Source organism: Fusicatenibacter sp. (assembly GCF_050872605.1).
Lineage (GTDB): Bacteria > Bacillota > Clostridia > Lachnospirales > Lachnospiraceae > Fusicatenibacter.
In genome coordinates this window covers 17055-33687 of the sequence record NZ_JBNMHD010000018.1, presented here as the reverse complement: position 1 = coordinate 33687, position 16633 = coordinate 17055, and the positions used below count along the sequence as shown (strand labels likewise).

At 51.9% G+C, this 16633-nt stretch carries 14 protein-coding genes, 2 tRNA genes and 1 pseudogene; 13 read left to right on the top strand and 4 right to left on the bottom strand.

What is annotated here, in order from left to right; genetic code table 11:
- Positions 1-80: 80 nt before the first annotated feature.
- From ACY2VT_RS07220 to ACY2VT_RS07205, 4 genes are all read left to right on the top strand, one after another.
- Complete coding sequence (locus ACY2VT_RS07220) at positions 81-2225, top strand: Tex family protein (RefSeq protein WP_461879423.1); 2145 nt, start codon at positions 81-83, stop codon at positions 2223-2225.
- Between the two features lie 66 nt (positions 2226-2291).
- A complete protein-coding gene (locus ACY2VT_RS07215) occupies positions 2292-3056 on the top strand; it encodes a YlmH family RNA-binding protein (protein WP_461879422.1) in 765 nt (254 codons plus the stop codon).
- 164 nt (positions 3057-3220) lie between these two features.
- Positions 3221-4306, top strand: a complete 1086-nt coding sequence (trpS, locus tag ACY2VT_RS07210) for a tryptophan--tRNA ligase (RefSeq protein ID WP_461879421.1) — start codon at positions 3221-3223, stop codon at positions 4304-4306.
- 102 nt (positions 4307-4408) lie between these two features.
- Positions 4409-5104 carry an anaerobic ribonucleoside-triphosphate reductase activating protein gene (locus ACY2VT_RS07205; RefSeq protein WP_118641115.1) on the top strand — a complete coding sequence of 232 codons (696 nt, stop codon included), beginning with the start codon at positions 4409-4411 and terminating at the stop codon, positions 5102-5104.
- Positions 5105-5112: 8 nt separating this feature from the next.
- Here ACY2VT_RS07205 and ACY2VT_RS07200 read toward each other — a convergent pair whose 3' ends face one another.
- Positions 5113-6294: a DUF6128 domain-containing protein gene (locus ACY2VT_RS07200; RefSeq protein WP_461879420.1), complete on the bottom strand. Its 1182-nt coding sequence runs from the start codon at positions 6292-6294 to the stop codon at positions 5113-5115.
- Between the two features lie 108 nt (positions 6295-6402).
- Between ACY2VT_RS07200 and tadA the strand changes: the two genes are divergently transcribed.
- The 6 genes from tadA to ACY2VT_RS07170 all read left to right on the top strand — a co-directional run bounded on the left by tadA (position 6403) and on the right by ACY2VT_RS07170 (position 11635).
- Entirely contained in the window at positions 6403-6951 is a 549-nt protein-coding gene (gene tadA / locus ACY2VT_RS07195) for a tRNA adenosine(34) deaminase TadA (protein WP_461879419.1), read from the top strand.
- A 317-nt stretch (positions 6952-7268) separates the two neighbouring features.
- Positions 7269-7354: transfer RNA gene (locus tag ACY2VT_RS07190), tRNA-Ser, on the top strand.
- 114 nt (positions 7355-7468) lie between these two features.
- Positions 7469-8902: an RsmF rRNA methyltransferase first C-terminal domain-containing protein gene (locus ACY2VT_RS07185; RefSeq protein WP_461879418.1), complete on the top strand. Its 1434-nt coding sequence runs from the start codon at positions 7469-7471 to the stop codon at positions 8900-8902.
- 229 nt (positions 8903-9131) lie between these two features.
- A complete protein-coding gene (locus tag ACY2VT_RS07180; protein WP_461879431.1) occupies positions 9132-10394 on the top strand; it encodes a PcsB-like coiled-coil domain-containing protein in 1263 nt (420 codons plus the stop codon).
- Positions 10395-10630: 236 nt separating this feature from the next.
- Positions 10631-10704: transfer RNA gene (locus ACY2VT_RS07175), tRNA-Pro, on the top strand.
- Between the two features lie 145 nt (positions 10705-10849).
- Complete coding sequence (locus ACY2VT_RS07170; protein ID WP_461879417.1) at positions 10850-11635, top strand: Cof-type HAD-IIB family hydrolase; 786 nt, start codon at positions 10850-10852, stop codon at positions 11633-11635.
- Positions 11636-12202: 567 nt separating this feature from the next.
- Here the strand turns inward: ACY2VT_RS07170 and ACY2VT_RS07165 are convergent.
- Positions 12203-12328 (bottom strand): annotated as a pseudogene (locus ACY2VT_RS07165) (IS91 family transposase); the annotation flags it as partial.
- 93 nt (positions 12329-12421) lie between these two features.
- Between ACY2VT_RS07165 and ACY2VT_RS07160 the strand changes: the two are divergent.
- From ACY2VT_RS07160 to ACY2VT_RS07150, 3 genes are all read left to right on the top strand, one after another.
- Positions 12422-12886 carry a MarR family winged helix-turn-helix transcriptional regulator gene (locus tag ACY2VT_RS07160; RefSeq protein WP_461879416.1) on the top strand — a complete coding sequence of 155 codons (465 nt, stop codon included), beginning with the start codon at positions 12422-12424 and terminating at the stop codon, positions 12884-12886.
- A complete protein-coding gene (locus tag ACY2VT_RS07155) occupies positions 12870-14219 on the top strand; it encodes an MATE family efflux transporter (RefSeq protein WP_461879415.1) in 1350 nt (449 codons plus the stop codon). The genes ACY2VT_RS07160 and ACY2VT_RS07155 overlap by 17 nt, the downstream gene beginning before the upstream one ends.
- Before the next feature lie 163 nt (positions 14220-14382).
- Positions 14383-14820 (top strand): MarR family winged helix-turn-helix transcriptional regulator, encoded by a 438-nt coding sequence (locus ACY2VT_RS07150; RefSeq protein ID WP_461879414.1) that lies wholly within the window; start codon positions 14383-14385, stop codon positions 14818-14820.
- Between the two features lie 88 nt (positions 14821-14908).
- Here ACY2VT_RS07150 and ACY2VT_RS07145 read toward each other — a convergent pair whose 3' ends face one another.
- A complete protein-coding gene (locus ACY2VT_RS07145) occupies positions 14909-15550 on the bottom strand; it encodes an endonuclease III domain-containing protein (protein ID WP_055265078.1) in 642 nt (213 codons plus the stop codon).
- 45 nt (positions 15551-15595) lie between these two features.
- Positions 15596-16471, bottom strand: a complete 876-nt coding sequence (locus ACY2VT_RS07140; RefSeq protein ID WP_461879413.1) for an AraC family transcriptional regulator — start codon at positions 16469-16471, stop codon at positions 15596-15598.
- Positions 16472-16633 lie beyond the last annotated feature (162 nt).

Below are 16633 nucleotides of genomic sequence, written 5' to 3'. Positions count from 1 at the left end.
GCCAAGGGTCCCGCTTTTTATGCGGGAAAAACAGAGAAGGAACAGCGTGTTTTGTAAGAGACAACAGGAGGAATTTACCTATGGATATGAATCAGGTATTGGCAGCCGAGCTGAACGTGAAACCGTGGCAGGTGGAAGCTGCAGTGAAACTGATTGACGAGGGAAACACGATCCCTTTTATTTCACGATATCGAAAAGAAGCAACAGGTTCGTTAAATGACGAGGTACTGCGAAATCTGTACGACCGTCTGATGTATCTGCGCAGTTTAAATGACCGCAAGGCCGTTGTCCTGGCGAGCATCGAGGAGCAGGGCAAGCTGACCGCAGAACTGAAAAAATCCATCGAAGAGGCCGCAACTCTCGTGGTCGTAGAGGATTTATACCGCCCGTACCGCCCGAAACGCCGGACGCGTGCGACGATCGCAAAAGAAAAAGGACTGGAGCCGCTGGCGAATATCATTCTTCTGCAGATGACAAAAGAGCCGCTCGAAAAAGAGGCAGAGGCTTTTGTTTCCGAAGAAAAGGAAGTCAAAACGGCAAAAGACGCCATTGCTGGTGCCTGCGACATCATCGCTGAGAGCATTTCCGATGAGGCCGATTACCGTATGGAGATCCGCCGTAGAACCGAGGCGAAGGGCCTGATCGTCTCGACAGCAAAGGATGAGAAAGCAGAATCCGTTTACGAGAATTACTATGAGTTTTCCGAGCCGGTATCGAAAATTGCCGGACACCGTGTGTTGGCGCTGAACCGCGGTGAGAAAGGAAAATTCCTGAACGTCAAAATTGAGGCGCCGACGGAAGAAATCCTGCGTTATCTCGAGAAAAAAATCATCACCAAAGAGAATCCGCAGACAAAGCCGGTTCTGCAGGCGACCATCGAGGATGCCTACAACCGTCTGATCGCTCCGGCCATTGAGCGTGAGGTCAGAAATCAGCTCACTGAAAAGGCAGAGGACGGTGCGATCAAGGTCTTTGGAAAGAACCTTGAGCAGCTTCTGATGCAGCCGCCGATCGCAGGCCAGGTTGTCCTTGGCTGGGACCCGGCATTCCGTACGGGATGCAAGCTGGCCGTTGTCGATGCGACCGGAAAAGTGCTCGATACCACCGTGGTTTATCCGACCGCGCCGACGAACGAGAAGAAGATTGCGGCAGCGAAAGCCACTGTAAAAGATCTGATCCACAAATACGGCGTCACCCTGATCTCTGTTGGAAACGGAACTGCAAGCCGTGAGTCCGAGCAGATCATCGTCGAGATCTTAAAAGAGATTCCGGAGAAGGTTGCGTACGTGATCGCCAACGAGGCGGGAGCATCCGTTTACTCCGCAAGCAAGCTGGCAACCGAGGAATTCCCGAACTTTGATGTCGGACAGCGAAGCGCCGCTTCCATCGCACGCCGTGTGCAGGATCCGCTGGCAGAGCTCGTCAAAATCGATCCGAAATCGATCGGCGTCGGCCAGTATCAGCACGATATGAACCAGAAGAAGCTTGGCGAGGCGCTCGGCGGTGTCGTTGAGGACTGTGTCAATAAAGTCGGTGTGGATCTGAATACGGCATCCGCATCGCTGCTGGAATATATTTCCGGTGTCAGCAAAGTGATTGCAAAGAACATCGTGGCATACCGCGAGGAGAACGGCCGTTTCGAGAGCAGAAAAGAGCTCCTGAAAGTGGCAAAACTCGGACCGAAGGCGTTTGAGCAGTGCGCGGGCTTTATGCGCATCACCGGCGGCAAAAATCCGCTGGACGGCACAAGCGTTCATCCGGAGAGCTACGAGGCAGTCGAGAAGCTGTTTGCAAAGTTAAATATGAAGACAGAGCAGATCAGTGAGGGACCGACGGCGTTCTTCATCAAAGATTACAAGAAGATGGCAGAGGAGATCGGTGTCGGCGAGATTACGCTGCGCGATATCATCAAAGAGCTGCAGAAGCCTGGCCGTGACCCGCGTGACGAGATGCCGCGCCCGATCCTGCGCACCGATGTCCTCGATATGAAGGACCTGAAGGTCGGCATGATCTTGAAGGGAACCGTGCGCAACGTCATTGACTTCGGTGCATTCGTCGATATCGGCGTGCATCAGGACGGACTCGTTCACATTTCCCAGATGACGAAACGCTTCATCAAGCATCCGCTGGAGGCTGTGAGCGTCGGCGATATCGTGGAAGTGAAGGTCATCAGCCTTGATCTGGCGAAGAAGCGGATCGGACTGTCGATGCTGCTGGATCAATAAAGTGTGATACGTGGGCTGCCCGAAAGAAAACAGGGGCAGCCCGCGGTGTATCAAAGGGGGATTACCATGAATGAGGAAGAAGTGCTGGTCGGACGGATTCAGGATCTGGCAGAGCAGTGTTATCACAGGGATGTTCCGTCACACACGGAGTTTCTGACGCTGGCGGAGCAGGATCTGTTCTACCGTACGGTAAATAAAATCCCGGGCGTGCGTTACGTGCTGTCCGGCGGATACGAGGCGGCAGAGCGGAAAGCGGCGTTGTTTCTGCCATCCTATGCGGAAGACGGCGATGCGTCGATGCTTCCGATCGCAGTCGTGCGCATCAGCCCGCTGAATGAAAAATTTGCGGATGCGCTGTCACACCGTGATTTCTTAGGATCACTGATGAATCTCGGCGTGGAGCGGTATAAGCTGGGAGACATTCTGATCGATGGAAACCAGGCGTATCTGATCTGTATGGCGGATATGGCGGACTACATCTGTGCGGAGCTGAAAAAAGTGCGCCATACGAGCGTGTACTGTGAAGTCGAGGCGGGACTGCCGGCGGAGCTGACGGAGCCGAAAACCGAGCGGAAAGAAGGCTCCGTCGCTTCCGTGCGGCTCGATGCGGTGCTGTCGCTGGCGTTCAGCAGTTCGCGGAGCAAAATGGTGCCGCTGATCGAGGGCGGCCAGGTGTTTATCAATGGAAAACTGGTGACGTCGCCGAGCGCGTCGCTGAAAGAGGACGATCTCGTGACCGTGCGCCATATGGGAAAATTCCGCTATGTTGGCGTGCAGAATCAGACGAAAAAGGGAAGGCTGTATGTGGCTGTTGAACGATTTGTCTCATAATAGATATTTTGAGGGATTTTACCGGAAAAGACCATTGACAGTGTTTGTAAAAAGACGGTATTATAGAGGGTATGTAGAAGGTCCGCAGTTATGAGAATTTTTATGAAATTTTTCATACAGAAGCGGACTGCGAAGATTACGTATCAGGAAGGCAGGAAGAAAAAATGGGAAAAATTATACTGACCGGCGACCGACCGACCGGCAAGCTGCATGTAGGACATTACGTTGGTTCACTGCGCCGCCGCGTGGAGCTGCAGAACTCCGGTGAATTCGATAAAATTTACATCATGATTGCAGACGCACAGGCGCTGACCGACAATGCGGACAACCCGGAGAAGGTGCGCCAGAACATTCTGGAGGTAGCACTGGATTATCTTTCCTGCGGACTTGATCCGGAAAAGAGCACCATCTTTATCCAGTCTCAGATTCCGGAATTGTGCGAGCTTTCTTTCTATTATATGAATCTCGTTACGGTTTCCAGACTGCAGAGAAATCCAACCGTAAAATCGGAGATCCAGATGAGAAACTTTGAGGCGAGCATCCCGGTTGGATTCTTCACCTACCCGATCAGCCAGGCAGCCGATATCACTGCATTCAAGGCAACGACTGTTCCGGTTGGAGAGGATCAGATGCCGATGATCGAGCAGACACAGGAGATCGTCCACAAATTCAATACGGTTTATGGCGAGGCACTTGTGCAGCCGAAGATTATGCTGCCGGAGAATGATTCCTGCAGACGTCTGCCGGGTATCGATGGAAAAGCGAAGATGAGCAAATCGCTTGGAAACTGCATTTACCTGTCCGAGGAGCCGGATGAGATCAAGAAAAAAGTCATGAGCATGTACACCGACCCGGATCACATCAAGATCACCGACCCGGGCAAGATCGAGGGAAATACCGTATTCACCTATCTCGATGCATTCTGCCGGCCGGAGCACTTCGAGCGCTATCTGCCGGATTACGCAAATCTCGATGAGCTGATAGCGCATTATCAGAGAGGCGGCCTTGGCGATGTCAAAGTGAAGAAGTTCCTGAACAATGTACTGCAGGAGACCTTAGAGCCGATCCGCAATCGCAGAAAAGAACTGGAAAAAGACATTCCGGCGATCTACGATATGCTGAAAAAAGGCAGCGAAGAGGCAGAAAAAGTTGCCGCTCAGACACTGGCGGATGTCAAAGCAGCCATGAAAATCAACTATTTTGATGATCTGGACCTGATCCGTTCCCAGGCAGAGCGTTACGGCAAATAATTACCAATAGAAGATGAATGGAAAAAGCGGACATTATGGTTCCGCTTTTTCTGTTGCAGGGCGGACGAAGGTTCGGAGTCCTGCGGTCGGAGAGGATAGCATATGGTCATACATGGATTTCAAAAGCTGACGCTGCTGGATTACCCGGGCAAGGTGGCGTGCACACTGTTTTCGGGCGGATGTAATTTCCGCTGCCCGTTCTGCCAGAATGGCAATCTCGTGCAGCATCCCGAATGGGAGCCGGTGATTCCGGAGGAGGAGATTTTTGCAGTGCTCGAAAAGCGGCGCGGTGTGCTGGACGGCGTCTGCGTGACGGGCGGCGAGCCGACGCTGGACCCGGATCTGGAACGGTTCGTGACGAAAATCAAGGAACTGGGGTATCTCGTGAAACTCGATACGAACGGATACCGGCCGGAGATTTTGAAAAAGCTGGTGGAAGAGAAGAAAATCGACTACGTTGCTATGGACATCAAAAACGCGCCGTCCCGGTACGGCGAGACGGCGGGCGTGAAAAAGATCGATGTGATGCGGATCAATGAGTCGGTCGAGTTTTTAAAGAGCGGTGTGGTGGACTATGAGTTCCGGACAACGCTCTGCAAGGAGCTGCACGGGCGGGAAGAAATCGAGGCGATTGGAAAGTGGCTTTCCGGGGCAAAACGGTACTTCCTGCAGAATTACCGGGAATCGGATTATGTGATTGATCCGAGATTCTCGGGGTATGCGAGGGAGCAGCTCGAGCAGTTCTGCGAGATCCTGCGCGGAAAGATTGAGACGGTGGAGATCCGCGGCGTGGATTAAAAAACGCTTTAAAGCGTGCGGTACCAGTAGCCGAAGCGGGCATCGGGCGCGAGCTCGGCGGGGCGCATCGCCTGCTTGAAGTGGAAAAAGCCGAAGAGGCCTGCCATGAACTGCTCATTCGGCGTGTAGACGCCGGGGACGCCGAAATACCAGAGTTCCTGCTGGTCGCGGTTCCGGGCGAGGAGCAGATGGCGATAGGACGAGGAGCCATGGAGGACGAAGCGGTTCGCATCTGCCGAAAGACCGGCGGCGCGGAGCTGCGGGAGATCGTCGAGCGAGAGGCGCAGGCAGTCGGTCAGATCATCATCTGGGAACGGATGGAACTCCGGGAACTGGTCCTGAAGCTGGAGATAGAGGGCGGCGCGGGACGGCGGCACGGCTGCTGCGGCGGGAAAATCGGCGGAAGTCATATGTAGCGGCTGGGCGGCAGAATCCGGGAGGGGCTGTGGCGGTTCCGGGTCGGCAGAGGGATAGCTTTCTGCGGTTTTCACAGATTCCGCGGATGCGGGATGGAGTGTGTCGGCGGATGATGGCGGGATCCTGTCTGCGGGAACGGTGTTTACCGTGTCAGTTGGTGTGGATTCTGTGGAATCGGTGGATTCCGGAGCGGAATTTTGTGGATAAAGTTCGGAATTGCTGCTGAATTCTGTGGAAAGTTCAGCGAACTGTGCTTTTGAAGCGTCTGATGATGGCAGGGACTGCGCAGGTACGGCGGGATCCAGAGGTTCGGGTGTTTCGGCAGTTTTCTCTTCGGCCGGTCTGGCACCATTGTCTGCGGATATTTTGGGCTCCTGCGGGAGCGTGGGAGAGAAAAATTCCGGCTGGATTGGGAGATCGTCCCACTGGGTGGCGATGACGCCGGTCTGGCTGCAGAGCAGGATCAGACCGCAAAGCTCGTCGAGCGTGATATCCGTCTGCCCAATGGCATCGGAGTGCGTGAAGAGCTTTCCACTCGTAGAAGAGCGCCCCGCAAGGAGATTTCCGAGCGGAATGCCGTACATCCGCCCTGCCTGACGGATAAATCCATAGACAGTGACCGAGGTTTCCGGCGGAAGCGACGGCGATTTGATCTGGAAATCCATGCGGCAGAAACTGTTCTGCGACTCCACGCGGACAAAGCCGCAGCATCCGCCCTTGCGGTTGTTCGGGTATTCGTATAGATAGGCAATGAAACGCCGGTAATCAGACATAAAAACCTCCTGCATAGAAACAAAAAAGAGTAGAAAAAGATACTGCGCTACAGTTCACGATATGCGGGAAGGACAGAAAATATACGCAGAGAAGAAAGGAAGTGCACAATGGAAGAAGAAACAAAGCTGGAAACGCCGGAGGAAAAAGCGCACCGGAAAGAACGGGAACGCTTCATGCGCCAGGCGATTACGCAGGCGAAGAAAGCGGAAAAGCTGATGGAAGTGCCGATCGGCTGTGTGATTGTGTACGAGGGAAAGGTGATTGCGCGGGGATATAACCGCAGAAATACGGATAAAAACACGCTGTCCCACGCGGAACTGAACGCGATCCGGAAAGCCAGCAAAAAACTCGGCGACTGGCGGCTGGAGGGCTGTACGCTGTATGTGACGCTGGAACCGTGCCAGATGTGTGCCGGCGCGATTGTGCAGGCGAGGGTCAGCGAAGTCGTTATCGGCAGCATGAACCCGAAGGCGGGCTGCGCGGGATCGATCCTGAATATGCTGGAAATGCAGGAATTTAATCATCAGGTAAAGGTCGAGCGCGGTGTGCTGAAAGAAGAGTGCTCGGAGATGCTGAGCGCATTCTTCCGGAGACTGCGGGTGGTGAAAAAGAAGAAAAAAGAAGAGAGGAAGAGGGCGGGAGAAGGGAAAGAATAAAAGAAGAGGCAGCATCGGGGTGGGATGCTGCCTGGGAAAGGTATCTTCAGCACCGCTCGCCGCATAAACCCCTTCTGCCATCCCCGCATCCACAGTAATTACAGGCTTTTCATATGTATGCTTCATTACATTTACCTCCATTTTCTAACTAATTTTATCATAAATAACACGCCCCAAAAGTCAAGATCTCCCCACGCATTTCCCGAAAAATTTCTGTAAAAAAATACAATCCCCGCATTTCCAGCAGAAACCATCGAAAAAATCATTGACGAATCCCCAAAAAAGCACTATAATATATGATGTATTTGACAAAATACGGAGAAGTACCCAAGAGGCTGAAGGGTCTGGCTTCGAACACCAGTAGGTCGGAAACGGCGCAAGGGTTCAAATCCCTTCTTCTCCGCTATGCAAAAAAGAGACAGCAAAAAGATTGAAAAATCGAAAAAGCTGTCTCTTTTTCTGTGAGAAATTATGAAACCGATGCACAACAAAGCAAAATAAAAAGGAGAGACAATACATGGCGCAGTTACCACAGGAATTTCTGACCCGCATGCAGGACATGCTGGGCGATGAATTTGATGCATTTTTAACTTCCTACGACGCACCCCGCACAGCCGGGCTGCGTGTGAATACAAAAAAATGCCGGACCGAAGATTTCCCGCCGCTTGTTCCGGGAACGTGGAAGAAAATCCCGTGGATTCCAAACGGCTATTTCGTGCCGGACGGCATGCGCATGGGCCAGTCTCCGCTGTATGCAGCAGGCGTTTTCTATCTGCAGGAGCCAAGCGCCATGACCCCGGCGTCCCGCCTCACGATCGAACCGGGCGAGCGGGTGCTCGATCTCTGCGCCGCACCTGGCGGCAAGGCAACCGAGCTGAATGCGCGCCTGAAAGGAACCGGCCTTCTCGTGGCAAATGACATCAGCAACGCCCGCGCAAAAGCACTGCTGCGAAATCTCGAACTGTTCGGAAGCGAAAACGTACTCGTCACCAACGAGACACCGGCGGCCCTTGCAGACGTCTTCCCGGGCTTCTTCGATAAAATCCTCGTGGATGCACCGTGCTCCGGCGAGGGCATGTTCCGGAAAGACGAGGCAGTCATCGGCACCTGGACCCCGGAGCGACCGGATTTCTTTGCGGAGCTGCAGCGCGAGATCACCTCGAATGCCGTAAAAATGCTGCGTCCGGGCGGCCTCATGATGTATTCGACGTGTACCTTCGCCCCGCAGGAGGACGAGGGAACCGTTTCTTTTCTTCTGGAAAACTTCCCGGAAATGGAACTGATCGAGATGGAAGGCTACGAAGGTTTTTCAAAAGGCAATCCTGCCTGGGGAAACGGCGATCCGGAGATCGAAAAGACCGTGCGCATCTGGCCGCATAAAATGAACGGCGAGGGCCATTACCTTGCCCTGTTCCGCAAAAAAGGCGAAGCCATTCCTTATGAGACAGAAGAAAAACCGATCGAAAAGAAAAATAAAAAACAGAAAAACCGGAAAAAAGACCGCGGAACGGAAGCACCGGGTCCGTCGAAAGCAGAAAAACAGATCCTTTCGGATTTCCTGTCCCGGATGACAGCACCGATCCCGGTGGAGGAACTGGAAGTCCGCGCCGGAAAAGTATACCATTCCCCGTCCCTGCCGGATGGCGTGCGGAATCTTCATTTCCTGCGGAACGGTCTGTATCTCGGTGAACTGAAAAAAGACCGTTTCGAGCCATCACAGCCGTTTGCCGTGACACTCTCCGCGGACAAGTTCAAAGATTACATGAATTTAAAGGCAGATGACGAGCGTACCGAAAAATATCTCCACGGTGAGACAATTTCCGTAGAGCCGGGAGAGACCGCATCGCCGTCGGGCTGGAAGCTGGTCTGCGTCGATGGATTCGGCCTTGGATGGGGCAAACTGGTCAATGGAACCTTGAAAAATAAGTACCCTGTTGGGTGGAGAAAGTAGAAAAATCATACCAGTTTTTGCAGGAAAAGTGTCGAAATATTACAAAGTTATTAACAGAAATTAAAAAAGACTTTCATTTCAGACATACTTGTGTTATAATGGCAAAGTACGGCGGGAAAAAAGACCCATTTTCCGCAGTAACTTGGAGTGACAATCAGCAACAGAACGTAATAAGTATGAGGTGTACGACATGAAAAAAAAGAAATTATTCAGCCTGGTTTTGGCCACAGTGCTTACGGCAGCGACCGTTCTGCCATGCTATGGTGCCAGTACAAAGGAGAAAATTTCAAATGCTCAGGCAGAACAGGCTGCCGCACAGTCTCAGCTTGACAGCATACAGAGCAGGATTGACGAACTCAATTCCAAAAAGGGACAATCAGAAGAATATCTTTCCGAACTGAACCAGCAGCTGGACGATCTGCAGAACCGTCTGCAGGAGCTTCAGGATCAGTATGATGCGAAGCAGAACGAACTGGTACAGATTCAGGCAGATCTGGAAGATGCAAAAGCAAAAGAAGAAGAGCAGTACGAGGCGATGAAGCTCCGTATCCAGTATATGTATGAAAATTCCTCCGGAAACGGATACATGGCAATGCTCTTTTCTTCCAAAAGCATTTCAGAGCTGATCAGCCGGGCAGAATACATACAGAAAATTTCCGATTTCGACCGCGATCTCATGCAGGAGTATGAGGACACGGTAGACCAGGTAAAAGAAAAAGAAACACAGGTGCAGGAAGAGCAGGCAGCGATCGTGGAACTGCAGCAGCAGAGCAGCGATCAGCAGGAAGCCATTCAGGAGCTGTACGCAGCAGCTTATCAGGAACTCCGTACCTACTCTGCAGAGCTGGACGATGCAAAATCCAGCGAGAGTGCACTGGTAGATGAAATCAACAGCAAAGCAGATGCAATCAACGACCTGATCCGTCAGGCGAAAGAAGAGGAGATTGCAGCGCAGAAGAAAGCAGAAGAGGAAGCCGCCGCTGCCGCCGCCGCACAGCAGGCCGCAGCAGAAGCCGAGGCAGAAGCAGCAAGAAAACAGGCAGCTGAGGCAGAGGCCGCAAGAGTCGCAGCCGCAGAAGCAGCAAATGCCGCAGCGAAAGCAGATACCGATACAAGCAGCAGCTCCGGAAGCAGTTCTTCGGACAGCAGCACATCCTCTACGACAACGGAGAGTCCATCCGCGTCAGATACTTCCAGCAGCTCCTCCAGCGGAACATACCTTGGAAGATTTAAACTGACAGGCTATTGCTCCTGTTCCATCTGTACCGGACAGTGGTCCGGCGGATCCACCGCAAGCGGAACCACACCGACCGCCGGCAGAACGATCGCCATGGGCGGCGTACCATTTGGCACAAAACTGCTGATCAACGGCCAGGTTTACACGGTAGAAGACCGCGGAACCGCTTACGGCCACGTAGACATCTTCTGCAGCAGCCATTCCGAGGCGCTGAGCTTCGGCGTGCAGTATGCAGACGTATATCAGCTGAGTTGAGAAACAAAGATAAGAGATATGCCGGAACAGAACTTCCAGCATATCTCTTTTTTTGACTTTTTCAGAAACTGTCATTTCAAAAGAACATCCAAAACGCCGCAAACCCGCATAAAATGTACCTTTTGAAGCAATAATAAAAAAAATTAAAAAAATTTCAAAAAAGGTGTTGACATTCCTATAGACATCATATATAATAACTATTGTTGACGGACGAGAGTTCAGAAAACAAACAAAATCGAAGCGTGGCTCAGTTTGGTAGAGCGCTGCGTTCGGGACGCAGAGGTCGTGGGTTCGAATCCCGTCGCTTCGACTGAAATGAAAATGCCGAAAGCCTTGACAATCAAGAGCTTCGGCATTTTTTCGTATGTCAGAAAGAGAACAGGAAAACAGGGAAAAATATCTGGTCACGAATTTATCAGACCGATAGGAAAAGAGTACACGAGGAGGAAATTTTTGTGAAAGCATTATTTTTTGATATTGATGGAACGTTACTGAGTGAGATTACAAAAGAAATTCCGCAGAGCGCGCTCGATGCATTGAAAAAGACGGCGGAAAAAGGAAATCTGACGTTTATTAATACCGGCCGCACCTGGTCGGAGCTGCCGGAGGAGATGAAACAGCTTCCGTTTTCCGGATTCCTGTGCGGCTGCGGTACCTATCTGCGCCAGGGCGATGAGATTCTGATGCATCACACCGTTTCCGGAAAGCGATGTGAGGAAATCCCGGTGATTTTAAAAGAGTGTAATGCCGGTATGATCCTGGAAGGCGCGGACAACGTTTATTTCACAGCTGAGCCATCCCGTTTCAAAGATCTCGAGCAGACCCGTGCGCATTTTGCAGCCGTCGGTGTCGGCCTTGCGGAGACGGCAGAGACGAAAGGCATTATCTACGACAAATTATGTATCGTAACCGACACGCAGTCCGACGTAGAACGCATGTACCGCGAATTTGAGCAGGAGTTTGACATCATGGACCGCCGCGGCGGCGTCTACGAGCTGGTCCCGCTTGGATACAGCAAGGGAACCGCAGTAGAGTATGTACTGAAACAGTACGGCCTGACGAAGGAAGATGCCTACGTCTTCGGCGACAGCAGCAACGACCTGGCCATGTTCCAGTGCGGCGCACACACGATTGCGCTTGGAAAGCATGACGAGATTCTGGATCCGTACACCGAGTACGTAACCGACACCGTCGAGCAGGACGGCGTGGCGAAAGCGATGGAGTATTACGGATTGATCTGACAGAAAAACAGAAGAAAAGAAAGCGAAAGGGCGCATTTGAAAAGAAATTTTCAGGTGCGCCCCTTTTGTTGCTTTATAGGAAAGACCGCCTCGGGCGATCTTTTGAACGAAAAAGGCCCGCACGGAGGCGGGCATGAAAACGGGACGGTTGTGAAATTAGAAGATATAAAAACCTTCTGTTCCCCAATCGTCATCATCGTCATCGAATTCATGTAAGAAATAATCCATATCCAGAAGGTCACTCTCGCTCATTTGGCGAATGTCCCTGGGTGTCATTCCTTCCGGTGGATTTTTGATGTATTTATTGCGTAGCTCCTCGATATCAGATTTCATGGCGGCATCCTCCTTTAAGAGGATTGTAGCATAGAAGGATGGAAAAGAGAAGTTATCCATAGCCTCTTTTCCTACGAGCTTTGGACATGGCTTTCTCGTACATTTCTTCGAGGGAGACGCGCTTATGGTTGTAGTAAAGTTCAAGGACGGACATAGTAGAGCCGCAGTCAGGACATTTTTGAATGAGCTTCCAAGCTTATGTTGCATCTCGTTGAGTAGGGCGGTACGGAAAGAGTACATGGCACCGCCGAAGGAGGGGTCACCACAATGGATCATTTTGTCCACATTTTCAATAATGGAATCACGTGGATGCAATGTATAAAGCATTTCTTCATAATGGTCTGTAAAAATTTCTTGCATCAGTTCCCTCTTGACATTTTTTCATTTCCTGCTATACTTATCAAAGATAATTACTAAAGATAACTAAATTTTAAGAAGAAAGGACCACTTTCCATGACACAGGAAAAATTAAAGCAGTTCCTGGATGCGTGTTTTGATGCAAAGCGTCTGATCGAGAAGCTCCCGGACCTGCCGGACGGTATGAAGCCGCGGCAGGTGCATGTGCTGGATGCGGTGAATGAGATTCAGAAAAAGCAGGGTTTCTGCCGCGTCAGCGACATCAGCAGCTATATGAACACAACGATGCCGAGCATCACCAAGCTGGTGCAGGAGCTGGAGGAGAGAAACCTTCTCGTGAAACAGGCGGATGAAAAAGATAAGCGCGTGATCAACCTGACACTGACCGAAGAGGGAAAAGAGTTTGTGGAACTCCGCGTGACGCACTTTCACGGGGAATGGGCATCCCGCCTGCCGGATCTGGACGACGCGGTGGTGGACGAATTTGTGCATGCAATCACGCGGATGCAGGAAACGATGCCGGGAATTGAAGGAGTGAAAAACAATGGCAAAAGAAAATAAGAAAGAAATATCGTTTGTAGAGGGACCGATTTTCCAGTCCCTGATCCGCTTTGCGCTGCCGGTGCTCGGCGCGCTGATTCTGCAGGCGGCTTACGGTGCGGTCGACCTTCTTGTGGTCGGCTGGTTCGGTGATGCGTCGAGTATTTCCGCTGTCGGAACCGGAAGCAACTTCATGCAGATGGTAACATTTATCATCACCAGCCTTGCGATGGGTTCGACCGTTATGATCGGCCAGCACATCGGCGAGGGCAAGCCGGATAAGGCCGGCAAAACCGTGGGAACCTCGATTGTTCTGTTCGCCATCATCGGCATCGCCATGACGGTGATTCTGGAGCTGTTCGCAGGCCCGATCGCCAATATTTTACAGGTCCCGGCGGAGTCTTTTGACAAAACCGTCCTCTACCTGCGGATCTGTTCCGGCGGTATTCTGATCATCATCGCGTACAACGTCATCAGCAGCGTGCTCCGCGGAATCGGTAATGCAAATCTGCCGCTTTTATTCGTCGGCATCGCCTGCGCAGCCAATATTGCCGGAGATCTGTTCTTCGTCGGTGTGCTGAAACTGGACGTTGCGGGAGCAGCACTTGCAACGGTTCTGGCGCAGCTGATTTCCGTGCTTGCTTCTCTTGGCGTGCTGAGAAAAGGCAATCTGCCGATCGAGTTCAAAAAAGAGGACTGCTGCATCGACCATGACGAGCTGAAGAAAGTCCTGAACGTCGGTGTGCCGATTGCGCTGCAGGAGACGACCGTACAGATTTCCTTCCTTGTGATCAACTCGATTATCAACGGCATGGGCCTGATGCCGTCTGCCGGATACGGTGTGGCACAGAAGCTGACCTCATTCATCATGCTGATCCCGTCTTCTGTGATGCAGTCGGTGTCCGCTTTCGTGGCACAGAACACCGGAGCCGGAAAGAAAGACCGCGCGTGGAAGGGCTTCCTCACCGCAATCGCAACGGGCTGCTCTCTTGGAGTTGTGATTTTCTGCATCGGTTTCTTCGGCGGAAGTGTCATCTCCAGAATCTTCACGAGCGATCCGGCCGTTATCGGGCAGAGCGCCGCTTACCTGCGCGGTTTCGCACCGGAATGTATTCTGACCTGTGTGCTGTTCAGCAGCATCGGATACTTCAACGGCCGCGGCATCAGCATCCCGGTTATGATCCAGGGAATCACCTCCGCCTGCCTGATCCGTATTCCGCTGGCGCTGTTCTTCTCACACCTGCCGAATACGAACCTGACCTTCGTCGGCATGTCCACTCCGATTACAACCGTATACGGCATCTGCTTTTTCATGATCTGCTTTGCACGGTTAAAGAAAAAAGGACAGATGTAATTGAATCAAACATAACAGAACTGCCTGGGAAACGGCACGGAGCGATCCGACGTTTCTCAGGCAGTTTTTGGTATTGTTTGTCCGGAACTTTTTTGATACAATACAGACAGAAAGAGCGGAACCCTGTTCAGAAGGGACAGAACAGACGGAAAGGGGAAGAAGAGTGGATAACAGAGAAATCATCAATGAGACACTGGTCCATCTGTTTCAAGAGATACAAAAACTGGAAGAAGAGGCGATCATCACCGAGGATTTCAAGGATCTGACGAACAACGATATGCATATCATCGAGGCCGTCGGCCTGGAGGGCGGCAATATGTCATCGATCGCGGCAAAGCTCGACATCACGGTCGGCTCACTCACAACGTCGATGAACAGTCTGGTGAAAAAAGGCTACACCGAGCGGGAGCGCAGCGAGAAGGACCGCCGGATCGTCTACATCCACCTGACCGGAAAGGGACGGCAGGCATTCCATCATCACGCAAAATTCCACGAGCAGATGACGGATGCCGTGATGGCGGAACTCGGAGAAGAGGAAGTGCAGGTGCTCGGGAAAACGCTGAAAGCGCTGACGGACTTCTTTCGGTCGTATAAAAAATAGAAACAAAAAGGCTTTTGCAGCCGGACAGAATCAAAAAATCTGTCCGGTATGCAAAAGCCTTTTTCGCATGGAAACGCATAGAAAAATGCTATTTTTCTACGCCGTTCTTCTCACAGATATCCGCCAGCACACACCGTTCACAGTGCGGTGTCGTCCGCGCAGTACAGACCTCGCGTCCGTGCTCCACAAACCGGTGGCAGAGCGAGCTTCCTTCTTCCGGCGGCACAATTTTCCAGAGTGCCATCTCCACCTTCTTCGGATCCTTGCAGTCGTGCACGAGTCCGATGCGGTTGCACAGCCGGATGCAGTGCGTATCCGTCACAATCGCAGGCTTTTTAAAAACATCGCCCATAATCAGGTTCGCACTTTTCCGTCCCACGCCCGGGAGCTTCAAAAGTGCGTTAAAGTCATCCGGCACCTGGCTGTGGTACTCGTCGCGCAGCATGCGCATGCAGGCATTGATGTCGCGTGCCTTGCTCTTTCCAAGACCGCACGGCCGCACAATTTCCTCGATTTCCTCCGGTGTCGCATCTGCCAGCGCATCGATATCAGGATACTTTGCGTAGAGATCCTCCACCACAACATTGACCCGCGCATCGGTGCACTGTGCGGCGAGGCGGACACTGACGAGCAGCTTCCACGCCTGGTCATAGTCAAGCGTACAGTCGGCGTCAGGATATTCTTGTTTCAAACGTTCAATGACGGCAAGCGCCAGTTCTTCTTTTGTCATCGTGTTAAACTCCCATTCTCAAAAATGTAAAAATAATAAAATCCATCAGGATCCCTTCTCGCGTGCCGCCTTCCGAAGCTGCAGCGGTGTCGTGTGGAAACGCTCACGGAAGAGGCGGTGAAACAGCTTATCGTTCGTAAATCCATGCTTTTCCGCGAGCGTGCCGACCGGCAGATCCGTGGCAATCAGGTCGCGGTAGATGCGGGAAAGACGGTAGGAATTCAGATATTCCAGATACGTCGTTTCCATGTTCTGGCGGAAGAACCGGCAGAAATATTCCGGCTGCAGCGAGACAACATCGGCAGCCTCCTTCAGCGTAATCGGCCGCTGGTAATTTTCCCGCGTGTACGTCAGAATCGTATCGAGCCGTGTCTGCGTCCGGGAGCTCATCGGGTGGTGCGCAAGCGGGCTCTTCTCAGAAAATTTCGTGTAGAGCAGATCGAGAAACGTAAAAAGCTCCCGCTGGAACGTCAGCAGATAGCCGTCGGGCATTTCCTCATGAAGCTGCATCATCGAAAGCAGAAGACGCCGGAGCAGGCTGATATTTTTCTGCACTTCCGGATTCGTACTGTCGTAGTCAATCGAGAACCAGAGCTGCGACGGGTCAGGCAGATAGTTCGCAAGAAATGCATCCGGAATCTGCATCAGAATCGAGCGGTTTCCCGTGGACGGACAGCGTGCCGTGTGGATACGCCCGGAATTGATCAGCAGAAACTGACCCGGAAGGACGGTCTTGGTGCGGTCCGAGAGCGTGACAATGGAGGAACCCTCCAGAATATAAATAATTTCCAGCGCGTCGTGCCAGTGCGGCGGCGAAAAACTGCCGAAATCGTCAGTCACACGAAATTCGATGCTGCGGTTCGGCTGCAGCGTGATGTGTTCCTGGCGTGTCTGGCGCGGCAGATGATCTTTGCGTGGCATAAAAAACTCCTTTTTTGTTCAACTTAGTGTATCACTATCTTATCACGAAACCCCCGAATTGGGTATAGCAATTTTTGCATGAAGTTGTTATAATAAATGAACACAAAGCCACGTCACATACGGCTTCGTGCAAACTCAATCTAAAGAAAAGTGAAGGAAGAA